This is a genomic window from Albibacterium profundi, from assembly GCF_042159835.1.
Taxonomy (GTDB): domain Bacteria; phylum Bacteroidota; class Bacteroidia; order Sphingobacteriales; family Sphingobacteriaceae; genus Albibacterium; species Albibacterium profundi.
The window spans coordinates 1808167-1825054 of record NZ_JBBVGT010000002.1; the positions used below are offsets into that span (position 1 = coordinate 1808167).

The 16888-nt window shown below is 41.4% G+C and carries 12 protein-coding genes and 1 tRNA gene; 9 read left to right on the forward strand and 4 right to left on the reverse strand.

The genetic code is table 11. From position 1 onward, the window contains the following. Positions 1 to 25 precede the first annotated feature (25 nt). Together WKR92_RS09470 and WKR92_RS09475 are read left to right on the forward strand one after the other, a co-directional pair. Positions 26 to 1078: a ComEA family DNA-binding protein gene (locus WKR92_RS09470; protein WP_375557584.1), complete on the forward strand. Its 1053-nt coding sequence runs from the start codon at positions 26 to 28 to the stop codon at positions 1076 to 1078. After that, on the forward strand, positions 1038 to 1571 hold the full coding sequence (locus WKR92_RS09475; RefSeq protein ID WP_375557585.1) for an adenine phosphoribosyltransferase: 534 nt from the start codon (positions 1038 to 1040) through the stop codon (positions 1569 to 1571). The genes WKR92_RS09470 and WKR92_RS09475 overlap by 41 nt, the downstream gene beginning before the upstream one ends. A 30-nt stretch (positions 1572 to 1601) precedes the next feature. On the opposite strand, the gene WKR92_RS09480 is transcribed toward WKR92_RS09475, so the two are convergent. Then, entirely contained in the window at positions 1602 to 2495 is an 894-nt protein-coding gene (locus WKR92_RS09480; protein ID WP_375557586.1) for a DUF6263 family protein, read from the reverse strand. 81 nt (positions 2496 to 2576) lie between these two features. Here WKR92_RS09480 and WKR92_RS09485 point away from each other — a divergent pair, with 81 nt between their 5' ends. The 4 genes from WKR92_RS09485 (at position 2577) to WKR92_RS09500 (ending at position 6347) form a co-directional block, all read left to right on the forward strand. Continuing rightward, complete coding sequence (locus WKR92_RS09485) at positions 2577 to 3731, forward strand: acyl-CoA dehydrogenase family protein (RefSeq protein WP_375557587.1); 1155 nt, start codon at positions 2577 to 2579, stop codon at positions 3729 to 3731. A 90-nt stretch (positions 3732 to 3821) separates the two neighbouring features. Beyond that, positions 3822 to 4628, forward strand: coding sequence for a TerC family protein (locus tag WKR92_RS09490; RefSeq protein ID WP_375557588.1), 807 nt, complete (start codon positions 3822 to 3824; stop codon positions 4626 to 4628). Positions 4629 to 4704: 76 nt separating this feature from the next. Continuing rightward, positions 4705 to 6228, forward strand: a complete 1524-nt coding sequence (locus tag WKR92_RS09495; protein WP_375557589.1) for a malate:quinone oxidoreductase — start codon at positions 4705 to 4707, stop codon at positions 6226 to 6228. 45 nt (positions 6229 to 6273) lie between these two features. Further along, positions 6274 to 6347 (forward strand) — tRNA-Ala (locus WKR92_RS09500). A 379-nt stretch (positions 6348 to 6726) separates the two neighbouring features. Here the strand turns inward: WKR92_RS09500 and WKR92_RS09505 are convergent. Continuing rightward, positions 6727 to 7689, reverse strand: a complete 963-nt coding sequence (locus tag WKR92_RS09505; RefSeq protein ID WP_375557590.1) for a sterol desaturase family protein — start codon at positions 7687 to 7689, stop codon at positions 6727 to 6729. A 183-nt stretch (positions 7690 to 7872) separates the two neighbouring features. Between WKR92_RS09505 and WKR92_RS09510 the strand changes: the two genes are divergently transcribed. The 3 genes from WKR92_RS09510 (at position 7873) to WKR92_RS09520 (ending at position 12355) form a co-directional block, all read left to right on the forward strand. Further along, the gene (locus WKR92_RS09510; protein WP_375557591.1) at positions 7873 to 9996 is read left to right on the forward strand and encodes a M3 family metallopeptidase; all 2124 of its coding nucleotides are present in this window, start codon (positions 7873 to 7875) and stop codon (positions 9994 to 9996) included. A gap of 150 nt (positions 9997 to 10146) precedes the next feature. Then, complete coding sequence (locus tag WKR92_RS09515; RefSeq protein ID WP_375557592.1) at positions 10147 to 11619, forward strand: Gfo/Idh/MocA family protein; 1473 nt, start codon at positions 10147 to 10149, stop codon at positions 11617 to 11619. 37 nt (positions 11620 to 11656) lie between these two features. Then, the gene (locus tag WKR92_RS09520; RefSeq protein WP_375557593.1) at positions 11657 to 12355 is read left to right on the forward strand and encodes a 3-keto-disaccharide hydrolase; all 699 of its coding nucleotides are present in this window, start codon (positions 11657 to 11659) and stop codon (positions 12353 to 12355) included. Between the two features lie 77 nt (positions 12356 to 12432). Here the strand turns inward: WKR92_RS09520 and WKR92_RS09525 are convergent, their stop codons facing one another. Together WKR92_RS09525 and WKR92_RS09530 are read right to left on the reverse strand one after the other, a co-directional pair. Continuing rightward, complete coding sequence (locus WKR92_RS09525) at positions 12433 to 14988, reverse strand: adenosylcobalamin-dependent ribonucleoside-diphosphate reductase (protein ID WP_375557594.1); 2556 nt, start codon at positions 14986 to 14988, stop codon at positions 12433 to 12435. A 243-nt stretch (positions 14989 to 15231) separates the two neighbouring features. Then, positions 15232 to 16797, reverse strand: a complete 1566-nt coding sequence (locus WKR92_RS09530) for a hypothetical protein (RefSeq protein WP_375557595.1) — start codon at positions 16795 to 16797, stop codon at positions 15232 to 15234. Positions 16798 to 16888: the final 91 nt, after the last annotated feature.

The window sequence follows — 16888 nt, forward strand, 5'->3', positions numbered from 1 at the left end:
TATTGGAAAGCATGGCTTTCTTTGTATGTTTGCGAAAGACAGCTTTGAAAGGATTGGTTTATTCATGAAGAACTGGTTTTTGACTAACTTTTCGTTTTCTAGGAAAGAAATTCAAGGAATCGCATTTTTAACTAGTATTATCGTCGTTTTGTGGTTACTTCCTACAGCGTACCGGCTTTTAGCCCCAAGGGAGGTAGATGCCGAATTTGCGATGCGTAAGAGGGATATTATTAATTTCATCGAACAAAATCGACCAACGGTTGATGGTGATGCAAGGGTTTCTGATTCTGCTTTGTCCTCAATTAGTCCTGAATATTTCACATTTGATCCCAACACCCTATCCGCAGAGGAAGGGAAACGACTAGGACTAACTGATGTGCAAAGTCGAATGATTCATAATTACCGAGAGAAAGGCGGCCGTTTTTACCGGAAAGAAGACTTTGCAAAAATATATGCGATGACAGAAGAAGATTATCAACGTCTTGCCCCTTTTATTCAAATCGCATCTGTCGAGTTCGTATCGAACGTCAATGCCCAAACAAGGGATAAAAATTCGCAGCAAGGGCATGATGCCGAACGTGTACGCAATAGTCATGCTCCTTTCGAAAGACCGTCTAAGGACGTCATGATTAATTTGAATACGACGGATTCGATTGAATTGCTCGACCTTTATGGTATCGGACCTGCTTTCGCTGCTCGTATTATCAAATACAGGGATCTTTTAGGTGGTTACCATAGTAAAGAACAGCTTTTGGAGGTGTATGGGATGGACGAGGAACGTTATGAGGGATTTGAAAGTCATGTCTTTGTGGACTCGACACAGCTGCAGAAGATCCCGATTAACACCATCGGGTATCGAGAATTATTAAAGCATCCGTACATTACTCCACGACAGGCCAATACGGTTGTTCAGTATAGAATTCAACACGGTCACTACCAGAAAGCAACGGATTTATTGGAAATTGAAATACTTGATGAAGATTTTTTGCGTAAAATTGCACCGTATCTAAGTTTTGAACTAGAAGAAGAGCCAAACCATGCAGACAATAGAAAAGAAATTACGCAAGGTCATTCGTGATGTCTACGATTTTCCTAAAGAGGGAGTAATCTTTAAAGATATCACGCCTATCTTTAAAGACGCGCACCTTTGTGAAGAGATCATCGATGTGTTCGAGAGCGAATTCAAAGATCTCGAGTTGGATGCCATAGTCGGAATTGAAAGTCGCGGTCTCTTGTTTGGGTTTTTACTCGCTAACCGCTTAAAAATTCCATTTATCCCTATCCGAAAGGAAGGAAAGCTTCCTGCAGATACCTATAAACAATCGTATAATTTGGAATACGGGCAGGCGACTATCGAGGTTCACCGCGATGCATTTGAGCCCGGAGCGAGAATTCTTATGCATGATGATTTATTGGCTACTGGTGGAACGATCGCCGCAGCAAGTAAATTAGTGGAAAAAATGGGTGGCAAAATTATGTGCTTTGCTTTTGTCGTTGGACTAGACTTTTTAAATGGTAAAGAGTGTATACGACCTTATTGTGATCGTATTTATACATTAGTGGACTACTAAACAGAATGAAACTACTTATGTGAACCTAACCTATAGTTTTGTTCCTGACATGCGAATGGTGGTATTCATCTTCATCGGCACTTCAAATCCTTGTGATTTGATCACAGCATCAATGTCCATATTGATATTACCGTGGGAGATCATTCCGGTATTGATGTCGGTTTCTAATGTACCGCCCTGTGTTCCTGAGAACTCCATCTCATAGGCTTCTTCAGTTCCTATTGCTGATATTTGGCCACTTACATTTAGCCAAGCTAAGTCCTCGCTCATACCTTCGAGTGTGTAAGTCAGGTCGCTATTTAATTGGAGCTTGCCTAAAGCGTATGATCTTATTTTGTTCCAGCTATCACCCATACTCACCGGGTGAGGAGCGTAGATATTCATTTCTACCGAATTCATGAGCGCCGAATCTGTTAATAGTTCTTTAATGTTATCGTCCAATTCCAGACCTGCGATTATCTGATCATAGCCTTCTACTTTCGTTACTTTCCCTTCACTATTCATATAGATATAGAAAGGCTTATCGATCATGCTATTAAGTTTTGTGAATTTGTCATCCATTTGTGGATTGTTGGAGTCAAAAACAAAATCGCCTTGTGGAGCCTCAAATTGCATTTGAAGTCGCTCATAGGTCGCCTTTATTTTAATTTCATCTCCATCATTGCTTTCGATTTGATATCGATAATCGGTCGTCATCTGTTGCCGAATCTCAATCGATGAACCCATAATCTCTTGCACGATATATTGGTTGTAATCGGTAGTATATGAATAAGTTTCTCCTGCTGATAGGTTTAGGTGTAAATCGATTTTATTTGCCGATTGCGAGAGATCTTTTGATACTGCGACTGAATCTGGGCTTACCTGTGCTAAGGTATCTCCTGTAAACCCTAAAAAAAGAAGAGAAAAAATAATGAATAGTCGCATATAAAATGTATTTTGAGTGCTACGCAAGTATGTAATATATTTGTATATAAAAAAGCTTCCAAATTTAACGAAACCAATATTATGACACAAGCAATGCACAACGCAAGCGAAAATAATGCCATGGTCAGAGAAATGGTAAAAAACTTTGCAGACAAACACATACAGCCACATGTAATGGAATGGGACGAGAGTCAGACGTTCCCCATTGACCTCTTTAAGCAAATGGGAGAATTGGGCTTGATGGGCGTTCTGGTACCTGAAGAATATGGAGGTTCGGGCTTTGGTTACCATGAATATGTGACGGTAATTTCTGAAATTGCTAGTGTATGTGGTGGTATTGGTTTATCGCTCGCCGCTCACAATTCCTTATGTACAGGCCATATTATGACCTTTGGCACCGAAGAGCAAAAAAGACGCTGGCTTCCAAAACTAGCGTCAGCCGAGTGGATCGGGGCTTGGGCGCTTACAGAAGCTAATACGGGTTCTGATTCAATGAGAATGAATACTACAGCGGTTCTTGATGGCGACGAGTATATTGTGAACGGCTCTAAAAATTGGATTACGCATGGCAAAAGCGGGGATGTTGCGGTTGTTATGGTTAGGACGGGAGAGAAGAACGCTTCCAATGGAATTTCAGCCTTAGTGATCGAAAAGGGAACTGTCGGTTTTTCTCACGGGAAAAAGGAAAACAAATTAGGCATGCGGGCATCTGAAACCACAGAGCTGGTTTTTGATCAGTGTAGGGTTCCCAAAGAGAACCTCTTGGGAAATGAGGGAGACGGCTTCAAGCAGGCCATGAAAGTTTTAGATGGCGGTCGGATTTCTATCGCAGCACTTGGATTGGGGATCGCAAAAGGCGCGCTACAGGCAGCTTTGGCTTACTCTAAAGAGCGTCATCAATTCGGCAAACCCATATCAAGCTTTCAAGGTATCTCTTTCAAGTTAGCCGACATGGCCACCGAGGTGGAAGCTGCTGAGCTGTTGATAAGAAAGGCAGCCGACCTGAAAAATGCAGGCGAACCAGTGACCAAATATTCGGCGATGGCCAAATATTATGCTTCAGAAGTAGCAGTGCGCTGTGCGACGGAAGCGGTGCAGATTTTTGGGGGCTATGGATATACAAAAGATTATCCCGTTGAAAAGTTTTATCGTGACTCTAAACTTTGTACGATTGGTGAAGGTACCTCCGAAATCCAAAAACTAGTTATTGCCCGCGAAGTATTAAAGGGAACCTAGGGTCCGCTCTTCTCGACGGAAACCCACACATAATAGAAACAAATTCTACGAAGAGGAGTTATTCTAGTAATCTTGTAGTAAAGTCAATGTATGGAATGGATTAGTAATCCGGAAATTTGGATTTCCCTAACAACACTTACCGTATTAGAAATTGTTTTGGGGATCGACAATATTGTTTTTATCTCGATATTAAGCAATAAGCTCCCCGAGAGTCAACAAAAGAAAGCTCGGCAAATAGGTTTGGCGTTGGCCATGATTACCCGTGTTTTACTACTTCTTTCAATTAGCTGGATTATGTCCTTGACAAAACCCGTAGTTAATTTCGCAGAGTGGTTTGGCCAAAACCATGGTTATTGGTTTGAAAAGCTTGATTTTTCTGGACGAGATATCATCCTATTGCTTGGAGGTTTGTTTCTTATTTATAAAAGTACGGTGGAAATCCACGGCCGAATGGAGGGCGAGGAACACGAAGATTTGGTATCGACCAAGAAGGTTACTTTTGCGAGTGTCATCGCTCAGATCTTAGTACTTGATATTGTTTTTTCATTAGATTCAGTAATTACTGCTGTTGGTATGGCTGACGAGGTGGGTGTAATGATCGCAGCTGTTATTATCGCGGTTGGCGTCATGATGGTATCGGCTGAATCAATTAGTGGTTTCGTCAATAAACATCCATCGGTGAAGATGCTCGCGTTAGCGTTTTTATTATTAATCGGTGTGTCGCTCACCGCCGAGGCTTTTGAACAACATATACCAAAGGGATATATTTACTTTGCTATGGCATTCTCAGTTTTAGTAGAGGTGTTAAACTTAAAAGCTAAGAAGACACGTATGATAGCCCCAAAAGGGGCAATGAAGAATATGCCGAAGGCGGGACCCGAGGATAAAGAGGAGTAAAAGCGAGACCGCTTCCGAAGGCAAACACTTTTATTTTATCCTAAATCATCGTACTTTTGTGCGATTTCTTTGAAAAATGACGAAAAAAAATAAAAATAACGCTGTTGAAGCGGACATCGTGTTAATAGGTGCTGGTATCATGAGCGCCACGTTGGGTACATTGTTAAAGCAACTTATGCCAGATGCTACCATACAAATCCTTGAACGTCTAGACGAGGTGGCAGCCGAGAGCTCTGACGCATGGAACAACGCTGGGACCGGTCATTCAGCCCTATGTGAATTAAATTATACTCCCGAGCAACCAGATGGTTCTATCAAGATTGATAAGGCTATCAATATTGCAGAGTCATTTGAAGTTTCAAAACAATTTTGGTCCTCGCTGGTAGAAGAGGGTCTAATCTCCATGCCAGATCAGTTTATTCGATCCATTCCTCATATGAGTTTTGTGATTGGTAAGAAAAATGTTTCCTTTCTTAAGAAGCGGTATGATACGATGCAAGAGAACCATCTTTTTAAAGGAATGGTTTATACCGAGAACAAAGAACAACTAAAAGAATGGATTCCGCTGGTCATGGACGGTCGCGATTCTAATGATCATGTTGCTGCTACCCGTATGGAGATTGGAACCGACGTGAACTTCGGAGCATTGACGCGTGCGATGTTGCAGTACCTTTGGAAACAAAAAGGTGTAGCGTTGAAATTAGCCCATGAGGTGCAAGATATCGAACGTGGAAATAACGGTCGCTGGAACGTTGAGGTGAAGAACCTTACAACGAAAAGGAAGAAAGTTATTTCTGCCAAATTCGTATTTATCGGAGCTGGCGGAGGTTCGTTGCTTCTACTTGAAAAATCTGACATTCCCGAAGCAAAAGGATTTGGTGGCTTCCCTGTAGGTGGCCAGTGGCTTAAGTGCATTAATCCCGAAGTTATCAAACGCCATCATGCTAAGGTATATGGAAAAGCGGCAGTGGGTGCACCCCCAATGTCTGTTCCTCACTTGGATACGCGATTTATTGATGGGAAGCAGGCGTTATTGTTTGGTCCTTATGCTGGTTTTTCTACCAAATTCTTGAAGAATGGATCCTATTTTGATTTGGCAACCTCTATCAAAATTGGTAATATCCGTCCATTATTGGCAGCGGGTTGGGATAATATCCCGTTAACAAAATATTTGATCAGCGAGGTTATGCAATCACCGGAGGATCGGATGAAAGCGCTACGGCAATACATGCCTGAAGCTAAACAGGAAGATTGGGAACTTGAGATTGCCGGTCAGCGTGTACAGGTGATAAAGAAAGATGCAGAGCATGGCGGTAAACTTGAATTTGGTACAGAAGTGGTAACCAGTGCTGACGGATCCCTTTCAGCGTTATTGGGTGCTTCGCCGGGCGCGTCAACCGCAGTATCCATAATGATTGATGTGTTGGCTCGTTGCTTCCCAGAACAAATGAAGGAGGTCTCATGGAAGAAGCGACTCCAGCAATTAATCCCGTCTTACGGATATTCATTGGCTGAAAATGAAGAGTTGACTAAAAAGATGAGGGCAAGAAGTGCTCAGGTCCTGGATCTAAACGTAACAGAGCAAGTAGACGTAAAATAGTTTTTGTAGATCTTAAATCTTTAATTAGATTTGCGATCTCATTTTGGGGGTTTAGCTCAGCTGGCTAGAGCGCTTGCCTGGCAGGCAAGAGGTCACCGGTTCGACTCCGGTAATCTCCACTTCATAACCAAGCACTTACAGGATAAATCCGGTAGGTGCTTTTTTCTTGATAAGGATGTAATATGATCAATGTGATACAAGCAAGTTACTTTGATCTTCGTGCGGATTAAAACTTTTCACTTGTTATTCGGTTTATCTTTTACACAATCAAAAGGATGAATCTATGAAAAATAAACTACAACGGTCGGCCCCAGTAATCGCGCTTCTTCTTGTAAGCATGCTCAGCTCGTGCGACATGATTGTCGGTATTTTTAAAGGAGGGATGTATTTCGGGATTATTCTCGTTGTCGTGGTTATCGCCCTCGTGATTTGGCTACTAAGTCGAATCGGGCGTGGAGGCCGCGATTAATTTGAGGCAACTGAAGTGAGAGAAAGAAGTTAAGAACTAACTTCTTTCTCTACTGCTATATCTTCTTGTATTTTCTCATTTTCTAAATCCATCGCTTTTAATTTTTCATTATAAACCGCGGTGGGACTACCAAAAATATAAAACAATTTTTTGCGAAGACCTTTGGCTTTCTTTACGTCGTTGATCATATCCCCGAATTCGTGAAAGTTCAAGAAAAGAGGATCCATCCTGTCGCCAATTTTAGTTGTTAATCCATAAATAGGACGCTCTTCTTCGGGTTGGTAAGTGCCGAACATCCGATCCCATATGATAAAGGTGGCTGCATAATTTTTATCGAGGTATTTATCTTGGCTGCCGTGATGCACTCGGTGGTTAGATGGCGTCGCAAAAATATATTCAATCCACGGGTGCAATCGCCCGATATACTCTGTATGTACCCAAAATTGGAAAAGTACCGCTACTTGGCTAACCACGAAGAATACAATGGGATGAAAGCCACATAGTGCAGCGGGGAGAAAGAAAATAATTTTGAAATTTTGTATCCAACTTAAACGGAACGAGACCGTCAGGTTATAATTCTCTGCTGAATGGTGCACGCAGTGTGTGGTCCAAAAGAAGCGTTTCTGATGCGAAATACGATGTGCCCAGTAGCTACAGAAATCAAAAATAATATAACATGGCAGAAATGTCCACCAGCTCATCTCCATCCTCCATGGAACGGTGTTATAAACGAAAACGACTCCGTATAATAAAGCTACTTTTAATAGAAAGTTTATCAACACATTTCCAAGACCAACCAAGGTGGATCCAATGCTTTCTTTGGTTTTATAATTTCCGTGTTTATGGTACCAATTGTATCCAATTTCAAGTAGTGTAAAGAACGCCATCGCCGGAATTGCATAGACGATAATTTCAGGGGCATCTTTCGTAATGTTTGTTAGATTTTCATATGGAATTTGGGGTGCTCCGAAGAAAGATTGCAATAAAGTCATGTATATTTTATGTTTTGATTGTCTGCGAGTATACGGTTAATTTAATAATTAACAACCTTAATTCCGTATTGTTGGCAAAAAAAATGCCATTGTTTGTCATTTAAATTTGACAGAGTCGCTAATTATTTTTCGCTATGTTTGTTTCTATAGCATTTAATAGCTTATAAGATATTTTATTTTTTTATGGAACTAAAACACACAGTAACGTCAACTTTGTTGATTTTTTCAATTCTGACCACAGCTGAAACTAGCATTAAGGCACAAACCGGTTCTGATAACCCTTTCTTGGTAAAGTACGACAGTCCTTTTGAAGTACCAACATTTGATCAGATAAAAAACGAACATTTTCTTCCTGCATTTGAGGAAGGGATGAAAGAGCAAGCTGCGAAAATATCAGCTGTCTATCGGCAGCGTTCAACGCCTACCTTTCAGAATACGATTGAAGCGATAGAAAGTAGCGGCGAAATATTGAACAAAGTGAGTACAGTGTTTTTTAATTTAAACTCGGCGAACACGAATGACGAAATAAAAGAGATTGCTAAGACCGTAGCACCGCGCTTATCCCAGCATTCCGATGATATCTACTTGAATAAGCTACTATTTCAGCGAGTTAAGCAAGTATATGATATGCAAGACCAAGCCAATCTTACGAGCGAGCAAGTTCGCTTACTGGAAAAAACATATAAAGCATTTGTACGGAGTGGCGCTAGTTTGGATGAACAGGACCAACAGCGGATGCGCGAAATCAATAGTGAATTATCGCTGGCCACGTTGACCTTCGGTCAGAATCTACTTGCCGAAACGAATGATTTTGAAGTGATCGTAACAGATGAGACGGATCTAGCTGGATTACCAGCTTCATTGAGATCTGCCGCTAAACAGTCGGCAGAAAAAGCCGGCAAGCCTAAGGCATGGCGCTTTACTTTACACAACGCTAGCGTGATGCCCTTTTTGCAATATGCTGATAATCGATCCCTTCGTGAGAGGATGTACAAAGGCTATATCAACCGAGCGAACAATGATAACGAGTATGACAACAAGGCCTTGGCTGCTAAAATAGCAAGTCTACGGGCAGAAAAGGCAAGACTCTTAGGATATGATAGCCATGCCCACTATGTGTTAGAAGAAAGCATGGCGAAGACTCCCGATCGGGTATATGATCTATTGAATCAGCTTTGGGCGGCTGCTTTGCCCGTCGCGAAGTCGGAAGCACAAGAAATGCAAAAGTTAATGGACAGAGAAGGAGAGGGTAAAGAATTGGAAGCTTGGGACTGGTTTTACTATGCCAATAAAGTTAAAATGGAAAAATATAACTTCATGGCGGAAGATGTGAAACCTTATTTTCAGTTGGAGAATGTACGAGAGGGGATCTTCACATTGGTGGACAGGTTGTATGGCCTTTCATTTACTGAAATTCAGGATATTCCCAGCTATCATCAAGATGCCAGCGCTTTCGAAGTTAAAGAAGCGGATGGAACATTGGTTGGGGTTATGTATATGGACTTCTTTTCTCGTGAATCAAAGCGTGGTGGCGCTTGGATGACTTCCTATAGAAAGCAATCGATTGAAAACGGTGAGAGAATTGCTCCGATTGTTTCTATTGTATGTAATTTCCCTGCGCCTGTTGGGAATGAACCTGTATTGCTGACACCGGATGAGGTTACCACCTTCTTTCACGAGTTTGGTCATGCGCTACATGGTTTGCTGTCCAATGTACGATACAAGACCTTATCGGGTACATCGGTGCCTCGTGACTTTGTAGAACTACCGTCTCAAATCATGGAGCACTGGGCTTTTGAACCTGAAATGCTAGCTCTTTATGCTAAACATTATAAGACTGGTGAAACGATTCCAACTGAATTAGTAGAAAAACTAGATAAGGCGTCTAAGTTTAACCAAGGTTTCCAAACTGTAGAATATTTAGCAGCGTCACTGTTGGATATGGCGTATCACACATTGCCAGCAGGCACAAAGGTGGATATTCCTGAATTTGAAAAGAAGATGATGGATAAGATAGGCTTGATTGATGAGATCGCACCGCGGTACAGGAGTACCTACTTTCAGCATATTTTTGCTGGCGGCTACTCGGCTGGATATTATAGTTATATCTGGTCGGAAGTTTTAGACAGTGATGCATTCGCAACCTACAAAGAGAGTGGAAATATTTTTGATAAGGACATTGCTACCAAGTTTAGAAAGGCTGTTCTCGAAACAGGAGGTACTGCAGAGCCTATGGAACTTTATAAGAACTTTAGAGGAAGAGAGCCCGATGTGAAATATTTGTTAAAGAATCGCGGTTTACAATAGTTTTTTGGCAAATAATCTACTATTATATTGACAATATATTTTTTTAATTACTATATTGAGTTCTTGTTTTCGGTAATTTTATCCTGGATGGGAGTTGAGGATATTCGAGAACTAAGAACGAATTTAAAATTTTAACTAACCTTAAATAAGATGACTCAAAAAACAGAGAAGAAATCAGCCTTTAGTTCGTCTCGAAGAGGATTTATTCGAAACAGTGCGCTGGCTGCAGCAAGTTTTATGATTGTGCCGCGTCATGTGTTGGGAGGTAAGGATTTTCTTGCCCCAAGTGATAAGCTACTAATTGCCGGCGTGGGCGCAGGTGGAAAAGGTGCTTCAGATATTGCTAGTTTCCATAAAAGTGGGAAAGCCGAGATCGCCTTTCTTTGTGATGTAGATGATAGACGAGCGGCTGGTACGCGCGAACGATTCCCAAAAGCAAAATATTACAAAGACTGGAGAGAGCTGCTCGATAAGGAGTCCAAGAATTTTGATGCCGTGTCGGTATCTACACCAGATCATAACCATGCGATTACAACACTAGCAGCCATGCAGCTAGGTAAGCATGTCTACGTTCAAAAGCCTTTGACTCATGACTTATATGAATCACGAATGTTGCATGACGCTGCAAAGCGCTACAAAGTAGTAACGCAAATGGGTAATCAAGGAGCGTCAAATGATGGGACTAGGTTAATCAGCGAATGGTATAATGCGGGCGAGATCGGTGACGTTCATACGGTATATTGCTGGACAGACCGTCCGGTATGGCCTCAAGGCATTCCTTGGCCTAAAGGGAAAGCAGATATACCTAAGGAGCTCGACTGGGATCTTTGGTTGGGTACTGCACCTTATACCGATTATATAGACAAATTAGTGCCGTTTAACTGGCGCGGTTGGTGGGAATACGGAACTGGAGCATTGGGGGATATGGGCTGTCACCTTGTGGAGGTGCCTTTCAGAGCTCTAGAATTAGGCGCGCCAAAAGATGTACAATGTAGTGTTGGTAGCGTTTATGTTGATGAGTTCCAACGTGGATATTTCCCAGAAAGCTGTCCGCCTTCGAGTCACGTAACGCTTACATATCCGAAGTCTAAGAAAACAAAAGGAGAGGTTACTTTGCATTGGATGGATGGTGGCATTCAGCCGACCCGTCCTGAAGAACTTGGGCCTGACGAGGTATTTGGTGATGGAGGCAATGGTGTGCTGATGGTTGGAACAAAAGGAAAGATCATGTGTGGTACTTATGGTCTTAATCCTCAATTACTTCCTACTTCTAGAACAGAGCGTGCTAAAAATAAGGTGAAACCAACGTACGAGCGTGTTCCTGGCGGTGCCGAAGGTCACTACGCACAGTGGGTGGAAGCTTGTATTGCCGGGCTAGGCAACAAAGAGTTAAGTGCACCGTTTGAAGTATCCTGCCCGTTAACCGAGAGTTTATTAATGGCAAACTTAGCAATTCGCGGATTTGATATACGTGAAGCAAGAGCGGATGGTAAAGGGTATAACTATCCTGGTCGTTATAAGAAATTGATTTGGGACGACAGTCAAATGCGCATAACCAATTTCGATGCTGTTAACCAATTCGTGAAGAGAGAATATCGTGAAGGCTGGAAGCTAAGTGTATAAAATAAATCATCAAATTATATCATAAGAAACAGATAAAATGAAACTTAAAATATTATCAATAGTATCAATGATCGCTTTAGTGTCCTGTAGCTCGACGAATAAAATATCAGGTGACGATGGCTGGGTGGATCTTTTTGATGGAGAGACAACCAATGGTTGGCATACCTACGGTAAAGAAGAAGCTGGTGCGGCTTGGGAGGTAGTAGATGGTGCTTTGTTTTTGAATGTAGAAGGTAAAAGTAAAGAAGATCGCGGTGACCTCGTTACGGATAAGGAGTACGAGAACTATCATCTGAAATTGGAATGGAAGATATCAGAAGGTGGCAATAGCGGTATTATCTTTAATGTGCATGAGGACAAAGATAAATATGGTGCTACCTACAGCACAGGGCCTGAAATGCAAGTTCTAGACAATGATAAACATCCTGATGGTCAGATTCATAAACACCGTACAGGTGATCTTTATGATCTGATTGCTTCAAGTTCAGAGCCAATGAAGCCGGTCGGTGAATGGAATCAAGCTGAAATCATTAGCAATAACGGCGATTTAGAATTTATCTTAAATGGTGTGTCCATTGTTAAAACAACGATGTTTGACGACAACTGGAAAGAGCTGATTGCCGGCAGTAAGTTTGCTGACTGGGAGGGTTTTGGTACCTTCCGAAAGGGAAAAATTGCTTTACAAGATCACAATGATCCTGTTTGGTTTAGAAACATTAAGATTAAGGAGCTGTAAACAGCTAAAGGTAACCAAAAAGAAAGCCCCGATTCTCTTGCGAGAGCCGGGGCTTTTCTATTATTAACCTTAAACTATTAACCACATTTAGACGATCCACAATCCTTACAGGTTAGACAACCTTCTTGGTAGTGTAGATTCGTAGAGTTGCAATTTTGGCATTTCTGCTTGGTGGCTTCCGTGCCGTCAGGAACGTAGTGTTTTAACGCTCTGGCAACACCATTTTTCCATGTATTGATCGCCTCGTCCAATTGTAGACTGCTGATCAAATCAACCACCTTTTCGATTGGCATACCATGTCGCAGCGTACTTGAAATTAATTTTGCATAATTCCAATATTCAGGATTAAACTTATGAGACAAGCCTTCAATCGTAGTCTTATAGCCTCGTTTGTTCTCATACTGGAAATCATAGCGAGATACACCTTCGGCATTCCGGCTTTTAATGATCAACCCTTTATTTAACCATCGCGGAAGAGTAATCCCGTCCTCATCGTCGGCTAGACCTGTAAAAATCTCGTATGGACGATCATCAATTAAACCGATGAAAGCAATCCACTTTTCTTTGTTATTTTGAAAACGAACGATATCAGCGTCCAATACTTCCGGCCGTGTTGTTGGGAATATAGATCCTCCCGGTGCTACAGTTTCCTCCTTTTTCTTTTCCTCGTTAGAGATTAAAACGCCAGCACGTGAACCATCGCGGTACACAGTGACACCTTTACAGCCTGCTTTCCACGCTTCCATATAAAGTTCACCCACCAACTCTTCCGAAACGTTGTTCGGCATATTGATAGTCACACTAATGGAGTGATCCACCCACTTTTGGATGGCTCCCTGCATCTGCACCTTCTTAAGATAGTCAACATCGTTGGACGTTGCTTTATAATAAGGTGAAAGTTCGATAAGCTTATCCAGTTCTTCTTGCGAATAATTCTTGCTTGTGTCATGACCGTTAATCTCCATCCATTCTTTAAATCGGTGGTGGAACACAACATATTCTTCCCATGAATCGCCTACTTCGTCAACAAAGTCGACACGCACATCTTTATCATTCGGGTTTACCTTTCTTCTTCTTTTGTATACCGGCAAAAATACTGGCTCAATACCTGATGATGTTTGCGACATTAAGCTCGTCGTACCCGTAGGAGCAATCGTAAGTAGTGCTATGTTTCTACGACCATGTTCTGTCATTTGATAGTAGAGTTCTGGGTCAGCTTCCTTTATGCGTTGCATAAACGGATTGTCTTTTTCCCTTTCAGCATCATAGATAGCAAATGCTCCACGTTCTTTGGCGGTAAATACCGAACCGCGATATGCTTCTAAGGCGAGTGTTTTATGAATCTGTACCGAGAAATCAACACCCTCGTCACTTCCGTAACGAAGACCCAATGCAGCTAGCATATCACCCTCGGCTGTAATTCCGATACCCGTTCTTCGGCCTTCTTCTGCTTTTTTACGGATAGCAAGCCACAGGTTATGCTCGATTCCTTTAATGGACATATCTTCTGGGTCAGCTTCAATTTTTTTCAGGATCGCATCAATCTTTTCAAGTTCAAGGTCAATGATGTCGTCCATAATTCTTTGTGCAAATTGCACATGCTTTTTGAATAAGTCCCAATTAAACGAGGCTTCCTTTGTAAATGGTTTCTCTACATAAGAGAATAAGTTTATTGCTAAAAGTCGGCACGAGTCGTATGGACATAAAGGAATTTCACCACAGGGGTTAGTTGAAATGGTTCTATACCCTAAATCGGCATAGCAGTCTGGTAAAGATTCACCGATAATAGTATCCCAAAAAAGAATACCCGGTTCAGCTGATTTCCACGCATTATGGACAATCTTCTTCCATATTGCTTGGGCATCCGCTTCTTTTCTTACCACAGGGTCTTTGCTGTCGATCGGATATTGCTGTACATAGGGTGTATTGTTTTCGACGGCTTTCATAAAAGCATCATCGATTCTCACGGATACATTTGCTCCTGTTACTTTGCCTTGAGTCATTTTTGCATCAATGAAGCTTTCCGCATCTGGGTGTTTGATCGCTACGGATAGCATCAAGGCACCACGGCGACCATCTTGGGCAACCTCGCGCGTCGAATTTGAGTAGCGTTCCATAAACGGAACTAACCCTGTTGAAGTCAAGGCCGAGTTTTTAACAGGGGAGCTTTTCGGACGGATATGAGAAAGGTCATGACCGACACCACCCCGTCTCTTCATTAACTGAACCTGTTCCTGATCGGTTTTCATGATGCCACCATAGGAATCAGAGGGTCCGTCAGAACCTATTACAAAGCAGTTTGAGAGAGACGCAATCTGGAAAGGGTTGCCAATGCCTGTCATGGGGCTTCCTTGCGGAATAATGTATTTGAAGCCTTTGATTAGGTCAAATACCTCATCTTCACTCATCGGATTAGGATAGGTGTTCTCTATTCTAGCGATCTCTTTTGCAATCCTCCGATGCATGTCATCGGGCGTCCTTTCAAATAGGGTTCCGAAGGAATCTTTCAGGGCATACTTGTTCACCCAAACACGAGCGGCTAGCTCATCGCCGTTGAAATATTTCAGAGAAGCTTCATAAGCTTCATCTAATGAATAGGTCTTCGGCTTTTTTGTAGGTTTAGTTAATTCCATATCCATTTTTTACGTTATATATACCAAATAATTTGAATTAATTTTCAGGACCTTTCAGCTTTAATGCCTTATTGCTGAAAGTGTATACAAATATACTTTTTTAAAAACTTAGAATCATCAGTAAAGTTAAAAGTTTACAAACATATGTACTTAATATGTTGTAGGTCAGCAAAATAGAGTGTGGATATTTTTTTAAAGTTGTTTTTTTATGACAACTTGCTGTAACATGGGGTTAAGAAAATACTACTCTTCGGATGCCTTGAATTGACCATACAAGGTAGTAATAAATTGTTCATCATTACCAGAAAGTTGAAAAGAATATGCATAAAAATTCTGAAAGCCGTAATTGTCAGTATCTTGATAATTCTGTAGCGCAATCCTGTTCAAGTTATTTCTTATTGTTCGATCTGCATTTTTCTGATGTACAAAAAGTGAGTAGTTGGCGGTCGTTGACTGTAACTTTTCGTACTCGCTAAATTCTTCGTCTTCGACTAACAAATTTCCGGCTTCAATATCATCTAGATAACTATTGATATTGCTTGCGCTGTTAGCCAAAATCATATAGCCATGCGTATAGGTAAAGTAAGGTCGCTTGAAATTTTTGAAAGGGTCGCCGAGCGAGTAATAGAGCAAGTTCGAGTTGTCGAACCGCCAAACCGTGCTATCTGCATTGGGTGTACTTATTTTTTCTGTTATTTGTGCGTATTCCAATGAATCGCGAATCGCGATAACACCGATTTCTTCTCCGGATCGTAAAGTCAATTTTGCAAATTCATTTCCCCATATTCGTAGTAATTCATCATCAATCACTACATTTTCTTGTGACTTGATATATCTGAATTGTTCACGAAGCTGATCGATCTCTCCTCGATGCTCTAATAACGTGCTAATCCCATCGTGAAATTGCTCATAGTCCGATACCCCAAAAATCTCGACTAAAGCCGTGTGGTCAGGGATCCAATTCTTTAGTTGATAGGATACCGGTTCCTGACTCATGAATAAACTTAAATAAGAAGAGTCGGTCGGTACGATCGACATGGTGCCGCTGAGCATAAGCACGTCAGACTTATAGTTTAGATCAAATGTAGAAATGCCACTTAAGTTTTCAAATAATGCTAAAGGGCTGGTTGTTTTTGATGCAAGCAGGGATAGTAAATCGGGTAATTGTGTGTGATTTACGTACATCTGAAGCGGCGTATTGTCAGAATAGTTGGATTTGAATTTTTCTATAAATAATTCAGACAGATGATCTGCTGACTTGCTGATGGCACGTTTTAGAAGTGATTCGGAAAAACTCAGAACCATCCGTTCTGCTGATATCGAAGTGTACAACGCCCTGTCGATTTCGGGTATTTCTAGTTCTAAATAACTCGTGTCGCCTTCACCCACGTTTGTTATGTTCAGGCTAGAATCCAAGCTGGTTTGTATTGCGGTAAAATCGACTTGATCTCTTAAGGGAATACTCAGCAGCCACTGAATGGTTTCCTCTTCAGGATGGAAAGAAAAGTATAATGGCTGGTTGTCGGCTGCCTCTTTCAGTGACGGGTTTTGTAATGTAAACTTCTGCAGTGCTTTTAAATCACTAATTTCCTCATCGCCCATAATCAAGCGAAAGCCATCGTACTCCTTAAATAGATCGTAAAATGTTGAGTCGTTATTGATGGATACAAGTAAAGCAGCATTTGCCGGAATTGATGAGATCGAACGGCTGTTGATATTCTGTGTTTTGCTTAATTGAGAAAAATAAAGGACAGACACAGCTATCATGACAAGAAACAGAAATACAGTTAAAATGATTGTTCTTTTCATCAGTGCTTTTTGTAATTCAAGAGTGGATGCTCACTAATATTGCTTCAGTGACAGCTATACAAAGTTAAAAATTTAAGAATGAGAGAACGAA